Below are 17,424 nucleotides of genomic sequence, written 5' to 3'. Positions count from 1 at the left end.
ATCCTCTGCCGTCTATTTTGCTTTGGAAGGAAGTGAAATAATGAAATCAATCAGTATTGATATAGAAACCTACTCCAGCATAAGTCTGCAGAAATCCGGTGTTTACAAGTACACAGAGAGTGATGATTTTGAAATCCTTTTATTCGGTTATTCAGTCGATGGTGGTGAAGTTAAGGTTGTTGACCTGGCAATGGGAGAAATGATACCAGCCGATATTATTGATGCCTTAACGGATGATGGAGTAATAAAGTGGGCGTTCAATGCACAGTTTGAAAGAGTCTGCTTATTCAGGTATCTTCGTGATAATGGTGTATCTCTTAAGGGATATTGTCTTGATCCTGTGTCATGGCGTTGCACCATGATATGGTCAGCTACACTCGGACTTCCGTTATCTCTTGAAGGAGTAGGTGCCGTTCTTGGACTTGAAAAGCAGAAACTATCGGAAGGCAAGAATCTCATCAAATACTTCTGTGCTCCCTGTTCCCCAACCAAGGTAAACGGTGGCAGAACAAGAAATATGCCTTATCACGATATGGAAAAATGGCAGCAGTTCAAAGCCTATAATATCCGTGATGTTGAAACGGAAATGGGCATCAAGGATAAGCTTACTAGATTTCCAGTGTCTGATGAAATGTGGGATGAGTACCATCTTGACCAGGAAATCAATGATCGAGGTATTGGTGTTGATATGGATTTTGTTAAGAATGCTATTACCTTTGATGAAAAGAGCAAGGCTGCCCTTACAAAACAGATGCAGGAATTTACTGGTCTTGAGAATCCGAATTCTGTACAGCAGATGAAGAACTGGCTTTCAGAGAATGGACTTGAAACAGATAGCCTTGGTAAGAAGGTGGTGGCAGAGATGATTAAGGATGCGCCGGAAGATTTGGCAGAAGTCTTGTCTCTTCGTCAGCAGCTTGCAAAAAGCAGTGTTAAGAAATATACGGCTATGGAAAATGCCGTGTGCGAAGATAACAGAGTAAGAGGAATGTTTCAGTTTTACGGTGCCAACAGAACGGGTAGGTTTGCCGGGAGACTGGTGCAGCTACAAAACCTCCCTCAGAACCATATGACAGATCTTGCCGAAGCTAGAGGGTTAGTTCGTACAGGCAACTTTGATGCACTTGAACTTTTATATGATGATATCCCAGATACCTTGTCACAGCTTATCCGTACAGCCTTTGTGCCACAGGGAGATAACAAATTCATCGTTGCTGACTTTTCTGCCATAGAAGCACGAGTCCTTGCCTGGCTTGCAGGTGAAAAGTGGAGAATCAAGGTATTTGAAGAAGGCAAGGATATTTATTGCAGCAGTGCATCACAGATGTTTGGCGTTCCTGTTGAAAAGCACGGCATTAATGGCCACCTAAGGCAGAAAGGTAAGATAGCGGAACTCGCACTTGGCTATGGCGGATCTGTTGGAGCATTAAAAGCTATGGGTGCTATTGAAATGGGTCTTGCCGAGGAAGAACTCCAGCCACTTGTTTATGCGTGGAGAAATTCAAATCCTGCTATTACGATGCTGTGGTGGGATATTGATAGCTGTGTAAAGGAAACAGTGAAGAAGAGAATCACAACCGAAACTCACGGCATACGATTTATGTATGAGAGTGGATTTCTTTTTTTCGTTCTTCCTTCCGGCAGAAGACTTGCATATGTAAAACCCAAGATGGGTGTGAATCAGTTCGGTGGTGAGTCTGTTACCTATGAGGGTGTTGGTGGCACGAAGAAATGGGAAAGGCTTGAAAGCTATGGTCCCAAGTTTTGTGAAAACATCACACAGGCAATTGCCAGGGATATTCTCATGTATGCAATGCAGACTTTAAGAAACTGTAATATCGTTGCTCATGTGCATGATGAAGTCATCATTGAGTGCAGAAAGGATATGTCCCTTGATGCCGTGTGTGAGCAGATGGGAAGAACTCCACCTTGGGCGGAGGGGCTGCTTCTTCGTGCTGACGGCTATGAATGTCAGTTTTATAAAAAAGATTAATGAAAACGTCCTTTTTAACCTCCTGCCAAGGCTACATGGTAGGAGGTGCTTTTTTATGCAGATTACAAAATTAGAAGACGGTGCAGCAGCACCAAAGCCTGACACAAAGGTGTTTACACAGGAAGAATTGCAGAAGGAATTTGACTTCATTCTCGCTGAAAGGATAGTTCGTAAGATGGCAGAAAAGGGTCTTATTTCTGATGATGAATTACACAAAATCTCCGAGAAAAATCGGCTTATTTTCTCTCCTTATCTATGCGAGATTTATCAGTAATTGACTTGATATATAACGGTTTCTACGGGAATATGTCATACGATAAAGCGAGGTGATATAAGTGAAGAATGTAACGAAAATCAATCAGGTTGATTTCTCCGTTTTTAAGAAGACAAGGGTGGCTGCATACTGCAGAGTTTCAACTGATAGTGATGAACAGGAACTCAGCCTTGAAACACAGAAAAATCATTATGAGAGTTACATCAAAGCAAACAGTGAATGGGAATATGCAGGTATTTATTATGATGATGGTGTCAGCGGTACAAAGACTGCAAAGAGAGATGGGTTGTTAAGACTTATGGAAGACTGTGAAAAAGGTCTTATCGATCTTGTCATCACAAAATCCATCAGCAGATTCAGCAGAAACACTACCGATTGTCTGACACTTGTAAGAAAGCTTTTGAATTATGAAGTCTATGTTATTTTTGAAAAGGAAAATATCCACACAGGCTCTATGGAAAGTGAATTGATGCTTGCCATATTGGCCAGCATGGCAGAAAGCGAGTCACGTTCCATTTCCGAGAATGAGAAGTGGAGCATCAAGAAGAGATTCCAGAACGGTACTTATGTGATTTCCTATCCGCCTTATGGTTATGCCAATGTTGATGGTGAGATGGTGATTGTTCCAGAACAGGCAGAAGTTGTAAAAGAGATTTTTGCAGGATGCCTTGCCGGAAAGAGCACCCACATAATTGCAAAGGAATTGAATGAAAAAGGTGTTCCGACCAAGAGAGGTGCTAAGTGGACAGGCGCTACGATTAACGGCATTCTTACAAATGAGAAGTACATAGGAGATGCACTTTTTCAGAAGACCATCACAGATGCATCCTTCAAGCGAAAAAGGAACTATGGCGAAGAAGAACAATATTACTGTGAAAATCATCACGAGCCTATCATTGACAAGGATACCTTTGAAAAGGCAAAGGAAGCCATCAGACAGCGTGGACTTGAAAAAGGCAACTGCAGTGAGGATACATCAAAGTATCAGAACAGATATGCCATGTCCGGCAAAATCAAGTGTGGTGAGTGTGGAAGATCCTTTAAGAGAAGATACCATTACACTTCCCACGGCAGAAGCTACAATGCCTGGTGCTGTGGCGGACATATTGAAGATTCGAGTTCCTGTTCCATGAAGTTCATTCGTGATGATGACTTAAAGAGAGCCTTCCTTACCATGATGAACAAGCTGGTATTTGGAAACGACCTGGTCTTAAAGCCACTTCTTATTTCCATCACTACCAGTAATTCAAAGAAGAATATTCACAGTATGGAAGACATCGAAAAGGATATGCAGGGCAACGAAGAACAGAGAAAGCAGCTGAATACACTTCTTACAAGAGGCTATCTTGAAAGTCCAGTATTTGCCGAGGCTCATAACAAGCTAGTGATGGAGTATGAACAGCTTACTGCAAAACGAGATCTTCTTTACAGAATGGATAACGCAGGCTACACGATGGAACAGGCATTAAGTGACCTGGTCAGTTTCCTTAACGGAGCAGAGCCTTTTACCGAATGGGACGATTCCTTATTTGAAAGGTTCGTAGAAAAGGTAAAGGTGCTGTCCAGAGAAGAAGTAGAGTTTGAATTAAAATTCGGCTTAAAGCTGAAGGAAAGGATAGATTGATATGGCACACATACCAGTAGGGTACAAAATAGTTGACGGTTGTGCTGTAGTTGATGAAACGGCTGCAGAACAAATAAGGGCAACCTACAGATATTATTTTGAAGGCAAGTCACTTATTGATGCAGCTAAAGAAGCAGGTTTTAAGATGAACCATGCATCAGTAAAGAGAATGCTTTCTAACAAGAAGTATTTGGGAACAGACTATTACCCACAGATAATTGACAAAGAAATCCAGATAAGATTTCTGGAAGAACTGACACGAAGGGCAGGGAACCTTGGAAGGCTCAACAGAAGGAGCAAGGAACACAATAAGACAGTTCCTATAGCATTTCATTTCAAGCCAGCCGATTTAACATTTCCTGATCCATTCGAGCAGGCAGAATACATTTACAGTTTGATAGAAAGCGAGGAATAACCTATGGCAGGAGCAAAGAACATAACAGTTATTCCGGCAAAAAAACGTGTAGGTAATACAGTAACCGCAGAAGATAAGCCAAAATTAAAGGTCGCAGCGTACTGTAGAGTAAGTACTGACAGCGAAGAACAGGCTACAAGTTATGATGCCCAGGTTGAACATTACACGGAATATATTAGGAAAAATCCTGAATGGGAATTCGCCGGAATATACGCTGATGACGGTATCAGTGGAACAAATACGAAAAAGCGAGAAGAATTCAACCGCATGATTGAAGATACGATGGCAGGCAAAATTGATATGATTATCACAAAGTCAATCAGCCGATTTGCAAGAAACACATTGGACTGCCTTAAGTACATCAGACAGCTTAAAGAAAAAAATGTGCCTGTATTTTTTGAAAAAGAAAATATCAATACTTTAGATGCTAAAGGCGAGGTACTTCTTACTATTATGGCATCACTTGCACAGCAGGAATCTGAGTCGCTTTCCAAGAATGTAAAGATGGGACTTCAATTCAGATATCAAAACGGAGAGGTTCAGATTAATCATAATTGGTTCTTGGGATACACAAAAGACGAGAATGGACATCTCATCATTGATGAAGAGCAGGCTGTGGTAGTAAGAAGAATATTTCGAGAATATCTTCAAGGTGCAAGCCTTAAGAATATAGCAGACGGACTTATGGCAGATGGTATTCCAACCGCAACCGGAAATATGAAATGGCGAAGTGATGGCATCAGAAAAATCCTTACTAATGAAAAGTATATGGGAGATGCTCTTTTACAGAAGACATATACGGTTGATGTTCTTACAAAGAAGAGAGTTGCTAATAATGGAATTGTTCCTCAGTACTATGTTGAAAATAACCATGAAGCAATCATTCCAAGGCAGTTGTTCATGCAGGTCCAGGAAGAACTGCAAAGAAGAGCTCATTTAAGAACAGAAAACGGGAAGACGAAAAGAGTCTACAGCAGCAAATATGCATTATCGAGCATCATATACTGTGGTAAATGTGGGGATCTTTTCAGAAGAGTTGCGTGGAAAGCCAGAGGTGCATCTTATAACAAATGGAGATGTGCCAGCCGAATTGAGAAGGGACCGAAAAACGGCTGTGATGCCGAGGCAATCAGTGAATCTGAAATTCAAAAAGCAGTCATGAGAGCCATCAATAAGACTCTTGGAGGAAGAGAAGAATTTTTGGTGCAGCTACAGCATAATATCGAAGATGTGCTGAATGGTGATTCTACGGCAACACTTGAGTACATAGACCAAAGAATGGCGGAATTGCAGGAAAAGCTTGTAATGTGCGTAAACAAAAATGCCGAGTATGATGCTATAGCAAAGGAAATAGATGCCTTGAGGGAAAAGAAGGCGGCAGTTGTAACAAAGGATGCTGAGCAGGAAATGCTCAGAAAACGAATTAATGAAATGCGACATTTTCTTCAAACACAAACAAGCAGAATCACAGAATATGATGAGCAACTGGTCAGAAGGCTAATTGAAAAAATCACAGTTTATGATGATAAACTGATTTTCGAATTTAAATCCGGCATGACTATTGAACTCAAAAGATAATTGAATAGGAACTATTACATCAACACCTTGCAGCAATGCAGGGTGTTTTTTTGTTCATAGAAAATTTACATTAATAATTAATTCGATATATTGACAAGTATGAATACATCTGATAGAATAAGTGTAGATTTACAGGAAGGAGTGGATACTATGAGTTATAAAGAAGATGTTCGTATGATTAAGGCTTTGGCAGATGAAAACAGACTTCGTATTTTGGAATGTTTGCATCATGGAGAAAAATGTGCCTGCGTTATACTTGAAGAGTTATCCATTACCCAATCAACTCTTTCTCATCATATGAAATTGCTTTGCGACTGTGGGCTTGTCGATTCTAGAAAAGATGGGAGATGGATGCACTACTCAATTTCAGAGGAAGGGAAAAACCGTTTTAAGGATATGTTTTCTCATTATCTTGAAACTATTGATTCAGATGGTGGATGCAGCTGCGATAAGTGCGAATAATATATAAATTAGGCAATCAGGTAAGATTGCCGTTCTCTTAAATGAATACATTGATATGTGTAAATCTATAAAACTATCAGGAGGTTAAATATGCAATTTTTGAGTACAATTTGGATATTCATACAAGATCAAATTTTAGGAATGAAATGGCTTAGTTCATTGATTGGTAAGTTCTTATACGCTATTGGTCTTGATACATCCGGGAAGATTGGAGGCAGTGTTCAGTTTTTTATCTATGATGTGATAAAAATTGTTTTCTTGCTTTGTGTACTGATTTTTATCATCAGTTACATCCAGAGTTTCTTTCCACCAGAAAGAACTAAGAAGATACTTGGAAGATTTCATGGAATCGGTGCAAACATCATAGCTGCATTATTAGGAACCGTTACACCGTTTTGCTCTTGTTCATCCATCCCACTATTCATTGGATTTACGAGTGCTGGATTGCCATTGGGTGTTACATTCAGTTTCTTAATTTCTTCTCCAATGGTTGATCTTGGGTCGTTAGTCTTATTGATGAGTATCTTTGGAGCAAAAGTAGCAGTGATTTATGTGGTACTAGGTTTAGTTATTGCAGTTGCAGGAGGAACACTTATCGAAAAACTTCACCTTGAAAATCAGGTAGAAGAATTTATAAGAAATGCAAAGCAAATCGATATTCCACAGGAAGAACTAGCGGTTAAAGACAGAATAAAATATGCGTGGGAGCAGGTTGTTGAAACATTTAAAAAAGTCTTCCCATATATTCTTGTTGGTGTTGGAATAGGAGCCTTTATTCACAACTGGATACCAGAAGATATTATAGTGAGATTTCTTGGTACTGGTAATCCATTTGGTGTCATTATTGCCACAATTGTGGGGGTTCCGATGTATGCAGATATCTTTGGATGTATTCCTATTGCAGAAGCACTGCTTGCTAAAGGTGCAAGATTGGGCGTTGTGTTGTCATTTATGATGGGAGTAACCACACTGTCTCTTCCATCCATGATTATGCTGAAAAAGGCAATCAAACCAAAACTCTTAGGTCTGTTCATTGGAATCTGTACCGTAGGAATTATTATTGTTGGTTATGCATTTAATGCATTTCAATATTTACTTATTTAACAGGAGGAAAAGATTATGTCATTATTTGGATTAGGAAAGAAAAAAGAAAAAGTTAAGGTAGAGCCTGCTTGTGCCTGCAATGGAAAAGTAGCTACTTATGAAGCATCATCATGTTGCTGTGGCGGTCAACAAGTAGAAAACTGTTGTGGTGGAGATAACAAGCTTGCAAGCATTAAGGTGCTTGGTGCTGGGTGTAAAAGCTGTCATGATCAGTATGAAAATGTTAAAAAGGCCATTGAAGAACTAGGGTTGAGTATTGAAGTAGAATATATCACAGATATGGAAAAGGTTATGGCTTACGGTGTTATGAGTATGCCTGCCATTGTTGTGAATGAAACAGTTGCTTCAATGGGTAAGGTATTAAAGAGCTCTGAAGTAATTAAGCTGCTTGGAAAGATGGGATTTTAATGGCAAAGAAAAAGAGTGAAGGAATTAATTTTTTTCAAAAGTATCTTACAATCTGGGTATTTATATGTATGGTAGTAGGAGTAATCATTGGTAAGTTATTACCGACCATACCTAACGCACTCGGTAATCTTGAAATATCTGGGATTTCTATTCCGATTGCAATACTTATCTGGATTATGATTTATCCAATGATGCTTAAAGTGGATTTTCAGAGTATTAAACAAGTGGGAAAGAATCCCAAAGGGCTTTTCATTACATGGATTACAAATTGGCTAATAAAACCATTTACCATGTATGGAATTGCATCATTGTTCTTGTTTACAGTATTTAAAGGATTTATTGCACCAGAACTTGCTACTCAGTATCTTGCAGGAGCAGTGCTTCTTGGAGCAGCACCATGTACAGCAATGGTATTTGTATGGAGTACTCTTACAAAAGGAAATCCTGCTTATACTGTGGTACAGGTAGCAACAAACGATTTAATCATACTGATTGCATTTGTGCCAATTGTAAAGTTTTTGCTTGGCGTATCAAATGTATCAGTACCCTACGGAACATTGTTTTTCAGTGTGATTCTGTTTGTGGTGATTCCACTTGTTGGGGGTGTATTAACAAGAATAGTTGTAGTTAAAAATAAAGGAATAGAGTATTTTGAAAACACTTTTGTCCATAAGTTTGATAACGCAACTACAGTTGGCTTGCTTCTTACTTTGGTTTTAATATTTGCATCACAAACAGAAGTTATCTTATCAAATCCTTTGCACATAGTGTTGATAGCAGTGCCGCTCACGGTTCAGACTGTTCTTATTTTCTTTATTGCTTATTCAGCGTCAAAGATATTTGGAATGTCACATGACATAGCAGCACCGGCAGGAATGATAGGGGCATCAAACTTCTTTGAGTTAGCTGTAGCCGTAGCTATTGCATTATTTGGTACAACGAGTCCGGCTGCACTTGCAACAACAGTAGGTGTATTAACAGAAGTTCCGGTTATGCTTGCGCTTGTAAAGGTGGCCAATAGTACAAGAGGATGGTTTAAGAAATGACAGATGGAAGAAAAAAGGTAGCATTTATCTGTGTTCACAATTCCTGTAGAAGTCAGATTGCCGAGGCACTTGGAAAACATCTAGCATCCGATGTGTTTGAAAGCTATTCTGCCGGGACAGAAACAAAGCCACAAATCAATCAGGATGCTGTTCGTATAATGAAAAAACTCTATGGAATTGATATGGAAACAAATGGTCAATACAGCAAGTTAATTACAGATATTCCGGACGTAGACATTGCAATTTCAATGGGATGTAATGTTGGATGTCCTTTTATCGGCAGATCTTTTGATGATAACTGGGAACTAGATGACCCTACAGGAAACGATGATGTGGATTTTATTAAAGTGATCCGTGAAATTGAAGAAAGAATTATTAAATTGAAGAATAGTTTATAATCATTAGCACCTTGCAGCAATGCAGGGTGTTTTTTTCGTTCATAGAAAATTTACAAAGTGTAACTGTGTCAGGATTGAAAATATCAACCATTTGGTTTATAATATAACAAGTTGAGGTGCATTTTAGACATGGAGGATAACGATGAAGACATCCGATATGATTAAAGAATTATGTAATAAAAAGAATATAAGCGTTTCGGAACTTGCCAGACGGATAGGTCAGACTCCACAGAACTTTGGTAAGAAACTGAAACGAGATACAGTTACTCTTGAGGAGTTGAAACAGATAGCTGATGTGATGGAGGTTACCTTTGAGCAATCATTTATCTTCCCAGATGGAGAACAGATAAAAACAAGTAACGAATAGGCGGTGAGTAGCATGGATACTGTGGATTTGATTATTAAATCATCAACAGAATTTTATAATGATTTGAAGGTTGATGAGAATGGCCGATATCGTTCTTGGGAACACTGCTATTCACATTTCATAAAAGCACGAGGGAGCCAAGAGATTGATTATGATTATCTGAGTTTACAACTAGCTTTCTATTTAGCAAGTTGGGGAATGTATCGGGGCTCATCATTTTTGCTACAAAAGGATTATAAAGTACATATTCCAGTAGTAAAAGAACTGCTAAATGAAAAATATGATGTTTTAGCTGGAATTGACTGTATCGGTTTCAAAGACGATAGCAACCAAAAGTTACTGCAGGATATAAATTCGTTTTTAGAGCAGTATTACGATAAAATCAGGCACAAAGTAAAAGAACAAGAACTGAAAAATCAGTTATCTTTTACACTCATCACGAAAATACTTATGGGAACACTTGGCTGTGTTCCAGCATATGATAGATATTTTATTGCAGGAATAAAGAATCAGAAGGTTGCCACTGGAAATTACAACATTAGGTCTATAATGCAGCTTGTCAACTTTTATGAGAAAAACGTTGACCGACTCGAACCTGTCAGAGAAAAGATGGAAGTTGAAGGTATGCCATACCCACAAATGAAAATGATAGATATGGGATTTTGGCAGGTCGGCTTTGATTTGGATACGAACCAAGGAATAAAGAATGCACACTAGGAGAAATGCATGGATAGATTTTCAGAGAAGAGCCTTCTTTCACTTGGAGATTATTATGTGTATGGACTCATAGATCCACGCAGTAAGCAAATTTTCTATATTGGAAAAGGCACTAAAAATAGAGTATTTGAACATGAAAAAGAGAGCCTGGGCAGTCCGGATAGCGAGAAGTTGAAACTGAAGACTATTGCAGATATTAAGAATGCCGGATTTGAGGTTGAGAAAATAATCATCAATTCAAACTTAACCGAAGAAGAGGCATTTGCTGCAGAGGCTTCACTGATTAATGCTTTTAACTATGTTGGTGATGCGGGACTTACAAACATTGTTGCCGGACATCTTTCTGCAGAGGCTTTATCGGTTGATGAGTATGAAAGAATAAACGGTGCCGCCCCACTTGAAGAAAAAGACATCAGGCATAAAATCCTTGTCATCAAAATAAATAGACTCTACCAAAGAGGTATGGATGAGAAGGTATTATATGATGCTGTTCGTGGTGTTTGGAGAGTATCAAAGGAAAAGGTTAGAACGGTTGAGTATGTTTTTGGTGTTTACAATTCTTTGATTGTTGCCGTGTATAAGCCGTCAGAGTGGTTTGTATGTAAAGAGGCGAAGGACAGACTTCCAAGACAGGATATTGTTCTTACACCAAAAACTGAAAATAGATTATTTTTTGTGGATGAAAGATATGAGCAGGGATTTCCGTTGGATGAGAATGAATCGTTCTACATTGGAAAGTCGATAGCCGGATTGAAGTTGAATCAGTCGGCACAGAATCCGATTACATATCTGTATCCACTGGAGAAAGATAAAATTCATATTTAATGAAATTGACAAATCGGAATTTATCAGAAAATGAGGAATAGTTGAAATGGAGGCGCTATAATAACATGAAGATTGAAGGGAACCAGAAAGAACTGGATGCAATGGTAGAATTTCATAAGGGAAACCGTGTCGAGGGGCTGAGACTGCAAGAAGAATTTGCAGCGGAATTTCGTAAGGAGTATAAAGACAAAGATCACTGTCCTTGCCTAAAAGCCTGTCGTTATCACGGAAACTGTAAGGAATGTGTAGCAATCCACAGAGCGCATCAGGAACATGTTCCTAATTGTATGCGACCATTGATTAATAAAAAATTGAAATTGATGTCAGAATTAACAGAGCATACCTTGGCAAATGAAATAGAAGCTTCACATGAGATTTTAAGAAAATAGGCAAGTCAAATTCAAGTTTGTAGGGATGACATGAAAAATGAAGTTTAAGGAACAGAGCTTTACCCTGTTTGCCTATACAAATTATAGAGCAATTCAAGGTTATCACAGGCTCAAAACCCTAGATTTTAAGGGAAAAGGTGCGTTCCACCATTCCCTTGTACAATAGGGGTTGAGTATGTTTTTGGTTGAACAACCGAGCCACGTTGAGAGTATAATTCTGATGACGTATTGTGGTTTGGAGGGTAAAAAGTAGAGGCTGACCACAACATATAGTGGTTCAAGAGCGATTTTGGAGTAAAAAATGAGCAAAAAAACACCGTTTTTTGACCCCTATTTTTGGGGTGATTTATAGATGACATAGGGTAAAAAGAGTGATGACATTATAAAGGTGGAATAATTGATGACTCAGAAAGAGGGAGAAATAATCCTCTGGGATGATAAGAATTTTATATAATCTAATGTAGTGGTAGTTGTTGTTTTGAAACAGCTACCACTATAGTTTTTTAATAGTTTGAAATTTTATTTCAAACTATTATAGAACTACAATAATTGTGTTTTTAAAAAAAAGTTTGTATTGAAATCACCCTTTTATGGTACTAATGTCGTAATAGATGGTTTTGAGATATTTCAAATAATATAAAAAAACACTTGAATAAATGCTCATATAACTATTGACATATGAGAAAAATAATAATATAATAAATACACAACGTATGAATACTTGCTCGAGCATTCAAGTGAAATGATTTAAAAAGGGGTGATAATATGAGTGAAAAACTTAATTCAATTGAAAGATGTGACTGCAATGTAATTCATGAGGACATTGTAAATCAAGTCAGAGATAAAATGCCTCAAGAAGAAAGCCTTTATGATCTAGCAGAATTATTTAAAGTATTTGGAGATTCAACACGAATCAGGATATTATGGGCTTTACATGAAGCTGAAATGTGTGTTTGTGATATCGCTGTATTACTTAATATGACACAATCAGCAATTTCCCATCAGCTGAGAGTCTTAAAACAAGCTAATTTAGTGAAAAACAGAAAAGAAGGCAAAGTAGTATATTATTCATTAGTTGATGATCATGTAAGAGAAATATTTGACCAAGGTCTAATTCACATCAACGAGAAGTAGTAATGCGGTAGAATAGAATATTTTTTGAAGATATTTGGGCAGATATTTAAGTCTTCATATCAAATGAGCAATGCTTCAAGAAAATTTGAAAAAGACTTGTAGTATTCAAAATAAAATTACAAATAATATTAGGAGGATTTAATAATGAAAAAGAAATTTATACTTGAAGGTTTGGATTGTGCAAATTGCGCGGCAAAAATGGAAAAAGCTATTAATGAGCTTGATGGAGTAAAAGAAGCTACTGTTAACTTTATGACCACAAAACTCGTTATTGATGGTGAGGATGAAAAAATGCCAACAATAATAGCAGAGGCCGAAAAAATAGTTAAAAAAATTGAACCCGATACAACTATGAAAAAGGCTTAAAGGAGGCTATTTAGTATGACAAAACGACTATGGCGAATAATTATTGGTGCAGCCGTGTTAGCTACAGCAGTATTGCTTAATTTAAATAACGAATGGTTACAGATTGCTCTCTTTATAATAAGTTACATTATTGTAGGTGGAGATGTTGTAAAAAAAGCTGTAAAAAATATTTTTAAAGGTCAAGTTTTCGATGAAAACTTTTTAATGAGTATTGCAACAATTGGTGCATTTTTTATTGGTGAGTATCCTGAAGGTGTTGCAGTTATGCTGTTTTATCAAGTTGGAGAACTGTTTCAAAGCTATGCAGTTGGCAAGTCGAGAAAGTCAATTGCGAGCCTTATGGATATTCGACCAGATTATGCAAATGTTAAAAAAGGTGATGAACTTGTTAGGACTGACCCGGATGAAGTACAAATTGGAGATATTATTGTAATTAAAGCAGGAGAAAAAATTCCTCTTGATGGCAAGGTAATAGAGGGAAGTTCAATGATCGACACATCGGCACTTACTGGTGAATCTGTTCCTCGTGAAGTAGAAGTAGGAAGTGATATCCTAAGTGGTTGCATCAATATTAATGGAGTTATTACAGCAGAGGTTACCAAGGAATATGGAGAATCTACTGTAAGTAAGATTCTTGATTTAGTTGAAAACGCAAGTAGTAAAAAATCCAATTCAGAACAATTTATTACGAAGTTTGCCAGATACTATACCCCAGTTGTTGTTATCATTGCAGCCTTTCTTGCGATAATACCTCCTCTTGTTATAGACGGGGCGACTTTTAGTGATTGGATATATAGAGCACTAGCATTCCTTGTGGTATCCTGTCCGTGTGCTTTAGTTATTTCAATTCCTTTGAGTTTCTTCGGTGGAATAGGTGGAGCCTCAAAAAAAGGTGTTTTAGTCAAGGGTAGTAATTATTTAGAGGCATTAGCAGAAACTGAAATTGTTGTTTTTGATAAAACTGGAACACTAACGAAAGGTGTATTTAATGTACAGGAAATTCATCCAGAAGGAGTTTCCAAAGAAGAGCTACTAGAATTAACTGCATATGTGGAAAGCTATTCCAATCATCCGATTTCACTTTCACTGAAACGTGCATATGGAAAAGAAATAGATAATGGACGTATTTCAGATGTAGAAGAGATATCAGGTCATGGTGTTATTGCAACAGTAGATGGTAAAAAGGTTATGGCAGGAAATATCAAACTTATGAAAATGATGAATATCCCTTATTTCAAGGGAGAACTGATTGGTACTGTCGTACATGTTGCTGTTAATAACCAATATATAGGTTATATTGTAATTGCCGATGAGGTAAAGCCAGATTCAGCACAGGCAATTAAGGAACTTAAGGCAGCTAATATTAAGCAAACAGTTATGTTGACAGGTGATAATAAAAGTGTTGGTTCAAAAGTTGCTAAAGAGCTTGGTCTTGATAAGGTTTATGCAGAACTATTGCCAGCAGACAAAGTTGAAAAACTAGAAGAATTATTTTCACAAAAATCCACAAAAGGTAAACTCGCCTTTGTCGGTGACGGAATCAATGATGCACCTGTATTAGCTCGTGCAGATATTGGAATAGCAATGGGTGGTTTAGGTTCTGATGCGGCCATTGAAGCTGCTGATGTTGTAATTATGACTGATGAGCCATCGAAAATTGCTACTGCAATGAAGATTTCTAAAAAGACACTAAAAATTGCACATCAAAACATAGTATTTGCAATTGGAATAAAAATAATTGTTCTTATTTTGAGTGCTTTTGGAATAGCTACTATGTGGGCAGCTATATTTGCAGATGTAGGTGTAACTATCATTGCAGTATTAAATGCTTTTAGAGCTTTGAATGTAAAGAATCTATAAACTATTTTTCCTATTCACCCCTTGAATGATACCGATAATTGACGATACAATCAAGGGGTATTTTTTAATTTAAAAACTATAAATGAAAATTGGTTGGGATTTACCTTGAATTAAATGGTTTTAAAGATATGGAGGTTATTTAATTGAAAGTTATTGATGAATGTTGCTGTGAATGTATCACACAAAATTTAAATAGAACAAAGGCGAGTTGCCCTGTCTGTAATAATGAAGGAGTAACAGTTAGTAGGATAACCGTTGAACACTTGGTGACAGATGATTATCGTAATGCCGTTGATGGAGATCAATATAAGATATGCATGAATGAGGACTGCGACGTTATTTACTATAACTTAGATAAAGAAATAAAATTCTTAAAAGACCAAGTTAGGGTTCCTATCTGGTTTAAGAAAGATGCAGATCCTAAGTATGCTTGTTATTGCAGCAAAGTCACAGAAGATCAGGTAATTGAAGCAGTTGTAAAGCATGGTGCGAAAACCGTTAAAGAAGTAAATGCCATAACTGGAGCAATGAAAAATTTGCTTTGTAAGGAAAACAATCCTTTGGGGGTATGTTGTCATAAGATTATTCAGGAAGCCATTGATAAGGGATTAACCATGAAATGATTTGAGTTGATATGTTCTCACGAACAGACAAAACCGTTGATATCTTGCCACAAACGAGAGCCAATGTTGGATATGTTTCCAACTACGAGTGTGGATATGTTCCCCTTAACCATAGGGGTTGAGAACGCAGTTTTGATAGCTATCAAGGCAACTCGAAACATGTTGAAGCCCTAACCCTGCTATCGCGCGATTAGCAAAGCTAATCGATGCGAAGCAGAGGTACCAAAGGCATTAGTTTTTCTTAGCCAATCGCTACGCTCTTGGAGAAAAACTGAATAGGCCTCACGTGTGCCCTGTGGGCATGCCAGGCTTTCCCAAAGAGAAGCGAGTGAATAACGAGCTTCAATTGGTGAAAGCTACGGCTGAGGCTCTAGTATTGATGACAAGGGAATAGAGGGTTAGAGGCTCTGTAAAGCTTGAAATCAATAGGTTTATGAATTTTGAACTAAATAATCATATTATTAATTTTTTTATTAAAAGGCTAAGCAGCATTAAAAATAGTGAATGAGATGATTCAATATTAGATAAATAATTTTTGTTCGATCTAATCTTATGTATATACAATCTTCGTAGTTTGAGTGGATATCTATTATCATACTTGACAAAATTTTATAATTTAATTAGACTTATAAATAATACTTAAAAGAAAGGTTGAAAAATTGTGAAATTATTTCTTCAAATGTCTCCATTGGCAACTGCCAAGGCAGAATGTGTATGAAGTCACTTTTGATTGGTTATAAAAATTAAATATTTTGAAAGGAGAAATAATGGAAACAATAGTATCTGCTTTATTAGTTTTTGTTTCTACATCAATTGATTACTTAGTTGTTTTGACTATTTTATTTGCCAGTCAAGGCAAAGAAGGTTTAAAATCAATTTATGCAGGACAGTATTTAGGTACAGGACTGCTTGTACTGATTAGTCTTATTGCCGCTTACTTTTTAAATTTTATTCCACAAGATTGGATTATAGGTCTCCTTGGACTAATTCCACTAGGTCTTGGTATAAGAGCAATTTTTGTGGATGAAGATATTGATGAAGAAGACATTGAGGGAAAAATTACCGGAAAGGGATCAAAAATCTTAGCATTTACAAGTTTAACAGTGGCGATGGGTGGAGATAATTTAGGAATTTATATTCCCTATTTTATAGGAAAGAACTTGATTGAAATTAGTCTAAGTTTAGTAATATTTGCGTTAGGAATTTTTATACTATGCAAATTATCTAAAAGTTTAGCCTCAATTCCTACTATCGAAGATGTGGTGGAAAAGTACGAAAAAATAGTTGTTCCAGTCGTGTTTATTGGGCTAGGATTTTATATATTGATTGAAAATGGAACGATTAATTATTTCATATCCCTAATTACAAGTTAATAGTCTATTTTTATATTTCAGACCTATTAAAGGAAATCTTTAGTAGGTCTTTTTTGTTTACTTAAAATTATCTTATTTGTCCAAAGAAACATGAGAAGCAAGAATTGTGTATGATGTTGAAAATAAGTGTTATTTTGGCTGTATAATATTTAGCGTTGATGGTAATAAAAAATCCATAATTGTCGTTAGACAAAAATGGACTAATTACTATCAGCGCTATTATTTTTTAAAAAAATAAAGAACACATGTCAAACTCGTTGTATAATTAAGTCACGACAACAAAATAAACGAGGAGGTTTGACATGTGCTCAAATGATATTATATCAAATATTCTAGGAATTAGCGATAAAAATTTAGTATTTACAGGAGATGGAATTGAAAAAATAAGAGGTATTGAGTTTAAGGTATTAAACGCAGTGCTTACATATGTTCCAAAAGCATGCTCTAAATGCGGTTGCGTAAATGAAA

19 protein-coding genes are annotated in these 17,424 nt (G+C 37.0%); all 19 read left to right on the top strand.

Annotated features, from left to right (window positions below):
* The first annotated feature begins 40 nt into the window (after window positions 1-40).
* The 19 genes from BUB34_RS09860 to BUB34_RS09775 all read left to right on the top strand — a co-directional run bounded on the left by BUB34_RS09860 (window position 41) and on the right by BUB34_RS09775 (window position 16,956).
* The gene (locus BUB34_RS09860; RefSeq protein WP_073126891.1) at window positions 41-1,993 is read left to right on the top strand and encodes a DNA polymerase; all 1,953 of its coding nucleotides are present in this window, start codon (window positions 41-43) and stop codon (window positions 1,991-1,993) included.
* 55 nt (window positions 1,994-2,048) lie between these two features.
* Window positions 2,049-2,267 carry an SHOCT domain-containing protein gene (locus BUB34_RS09855; RefSeq protein ID WP_022059219.1) on the top strand — a complete coding sequence of 73 codons (219 nt, stop codon included), beginning with the start codon at window positions 2,049-2,051 and terminating at the stop codon, window positions 2,265-2,267.
* Between the two features lie 61 nt (window positions 2,268-2,328).
* Window positions 2,329-3,891 carry a recombinase family protein gene (locus BUB34_RS09850; RefSeq protein WP_073126889.1) on the top strand — a complete coding sequence of 521 codons (1,563 nt, stop codon included), beginning with the start codon at window positions 2,329-2,331 and terminating at the stop codon, window positions 3,889-3,891.
* Window position 3,892: 1 nt separating this feature from the next.
* Entirely contained in the window at window positions 3,893-4,306 is a 414-nt protein-coding gene (locus BUB34_RS09845; protein WP_073126887.1) for a hypothetical protein, read from the top strand.
* A 3-nt stretch (window positions 4,307-4,309) separates the two neighbouring features.
* Complete coding sequence (locus BUB34_RS09840) at window positions 4,310-5,884, top strand: recombinase family protein (protein WP_055200285.1); 1,575 nt, start codon at window positions 4,310-4,312, stop codon at window positions 5,882-5,884.
* Between the two features lie 99 nt (window positions 5,885-5,983).
* A complete protein-coding gene (locus BUB34_RS09835; RefSeq protein ID WP_070102096.1) occupies window positions 5,984-6,346 on the top strand; it encodes an ArsR/SmtB family transcription factor in 363 nt (120 codons plus the stop codon).
* Window positions 6,347-6,436: 90 nt separating this feature from the next.
* Window positions 6,437-7,450, top strand: a complete 1,014-nt coding sequence (locus BUB34_RS09830; protein WP_055200289.1) for a permease — start codon at window positions 6,437-6,439, stop codon at window positions 7,448-7,450.
* A gap of 15 nt (window positions 7,451-7,465) precedes the next feature.
* Window positions 7,466-7,858: a thioredoxin family protein gene (locus tag BUB34_RS09825; protein WP_073126885.1), complete on the top strand. Its 393-nt coding sequence runs from the start codon at window positions 7,466-7,468 to the stop codon at window positions 7,856-7,858.
* A complete protein-coding gene (gene arsB, locus BUB34_RS09820; RefSeq protein WP_073126883.1) occupies window positions 7,858-8,904 on the top strand; it encodes an ACR3 family arsenite efflux transporter in 1,047 nt (348 codons plus the stop codon). Before BUB34_RS09825 ends, arsB begins: the two co-directional genes overlap by 1 nt.
* A complete protein-coding gene (locus BUB34_RS09815; RefSeq protein WP_073126881.1) occupies window positions 8,901-9,302 on the top strand; it encodes an arsenate reductase ArsC in 402 nt (133 codons plus the stop codon). The genes arsB and BUB34_RS09815 overlap by 4 nt, the downstream gene beginning before the upstream one ends.
* A 142-nt stretch (window positions 9,303-9,444) precedes the next feature.
* Entirely contained in the window at window positions 9,445-9,669 is a 225-nt protein-coding gene (locus tag BUB34_RS09810) for a helix-turn-helix domain-containing protein (RefSeq protein WP_055272256.1), read from the top strand.
* Between the two features lie 198 nt (window positions 9,670-9,867).
* On the top strand, window positions 9,868-10,386 hold the full coding sequence (locus BUB34_RS09805) for a hypothetical protein (RefSeq protein WP_242948872.1): 519 nt from the start codon (window positions 9,868-9,870) through the stop codon (window positions 10,384-10,386).
* Window positions 10,387-10,395: 9 nt separating this feature from the next.
* Window positions 10,396-11,211: an LEM-3-like GIY-YIG domain-containing protein gene (locus tag BUB34_RS13345; protein ID WP_200787914.1), complete on the top strand. Its 816-nt coding sequence runs from the start codon at window positions 10,396-10,398 to the stop codon at window positions 11,209-11,211.
* Between the two features lie 65 nt (window positions 11,212-11,276).
* Window positions 11,277-11,600 carry a hypothetical protein gene (locus BUB34_RS09795; protein WP_055290862.1) on the top strand — a complete coding sequence of 108 codons (324 nt, stop codon included), beginning with the start codon at window positions 11,277-11,279 and terminating at the stop codon, window positions 11,598-11,600.
* A gap of 765 nt (window positions 11,601-12,365) precedes the next feature.
* The gene (locus BUB34_RS09790; protein ID WP_073126877.1) at window positions 12,366-12,734 is read left to right on the top strand and encodes an ArsR/SmtB family transcription factor; all 369 of its coding nucleotides are present in this window, start codon (window positions 12,366-12,368) and stop codon (window positions 12,732-12,734) included.
* Window positions 12,735-12,878: 144 nt separating this feature from the next.
* Window positions 12,879-13,100: a cation transporter gene (locus BUB34_RS14040; protein ID WP_003145146.1), complete on the top strand. Its 222-nt coding sequence runs from the start codon at window positions 12,879-12,881 to the stop codon at window positions 13,098-13,100.
* Between the two features lie 15 nt (window positions 13,101-13,115).
* Window positions 13,116-14,960, top strand: coding sequence for a heavy metal translocating P-type ATPase (locus BUB34_RS09785; RefSeq protein WP_200787912.1), 1,845 nt, complete (start codon window positions 13,116-13,118; stop codon window positions 14,958-14,960).
* A 143-nt stretch (window positions 14,961-15,103) separates the two neighbouring features.
* Window positions 15,104-15,583, top strand: coding sequence for a Csac_0668 family 2Fe-2S cluster-binding (seleno)protein (locus tag BUB34_RS09780; protein WP_073126874.1), 480 nt, complete (start codon window positions 15,104-15,106; stop codon window positions 15,581-15,583).
* A 767-nt stretch (window positions 15,584-16,350) separates the two neighbouring features.
* Window positions 16,351-16,956, top strand: a complete 606-nt coding sequence (locus BUB34_RS09775) for a cadmium resistance transporter (RefSeq protein WP_073126872.1) — start codon at window positions 16,351-16,353, stop codon at window positions 16,954-16,956.
* Window positions 16,957-17,424: the final 468 nt, after the last annotated feature.

This window comes from Asaccharospora irregularis DSM 2635 (assembly GCF_900129815.1).
Classification (GTDB): Bacteria; Bacillota; Clostridia; order Peptostreptococcales; family Peptostreptococcaceae; genus Asaccharospora; species Asaccharospora irregularis.
Note: the sequence above shows the minus strand (reverse complement) of the source record. Positions and strands in the feature narration are given on the sequence as shown.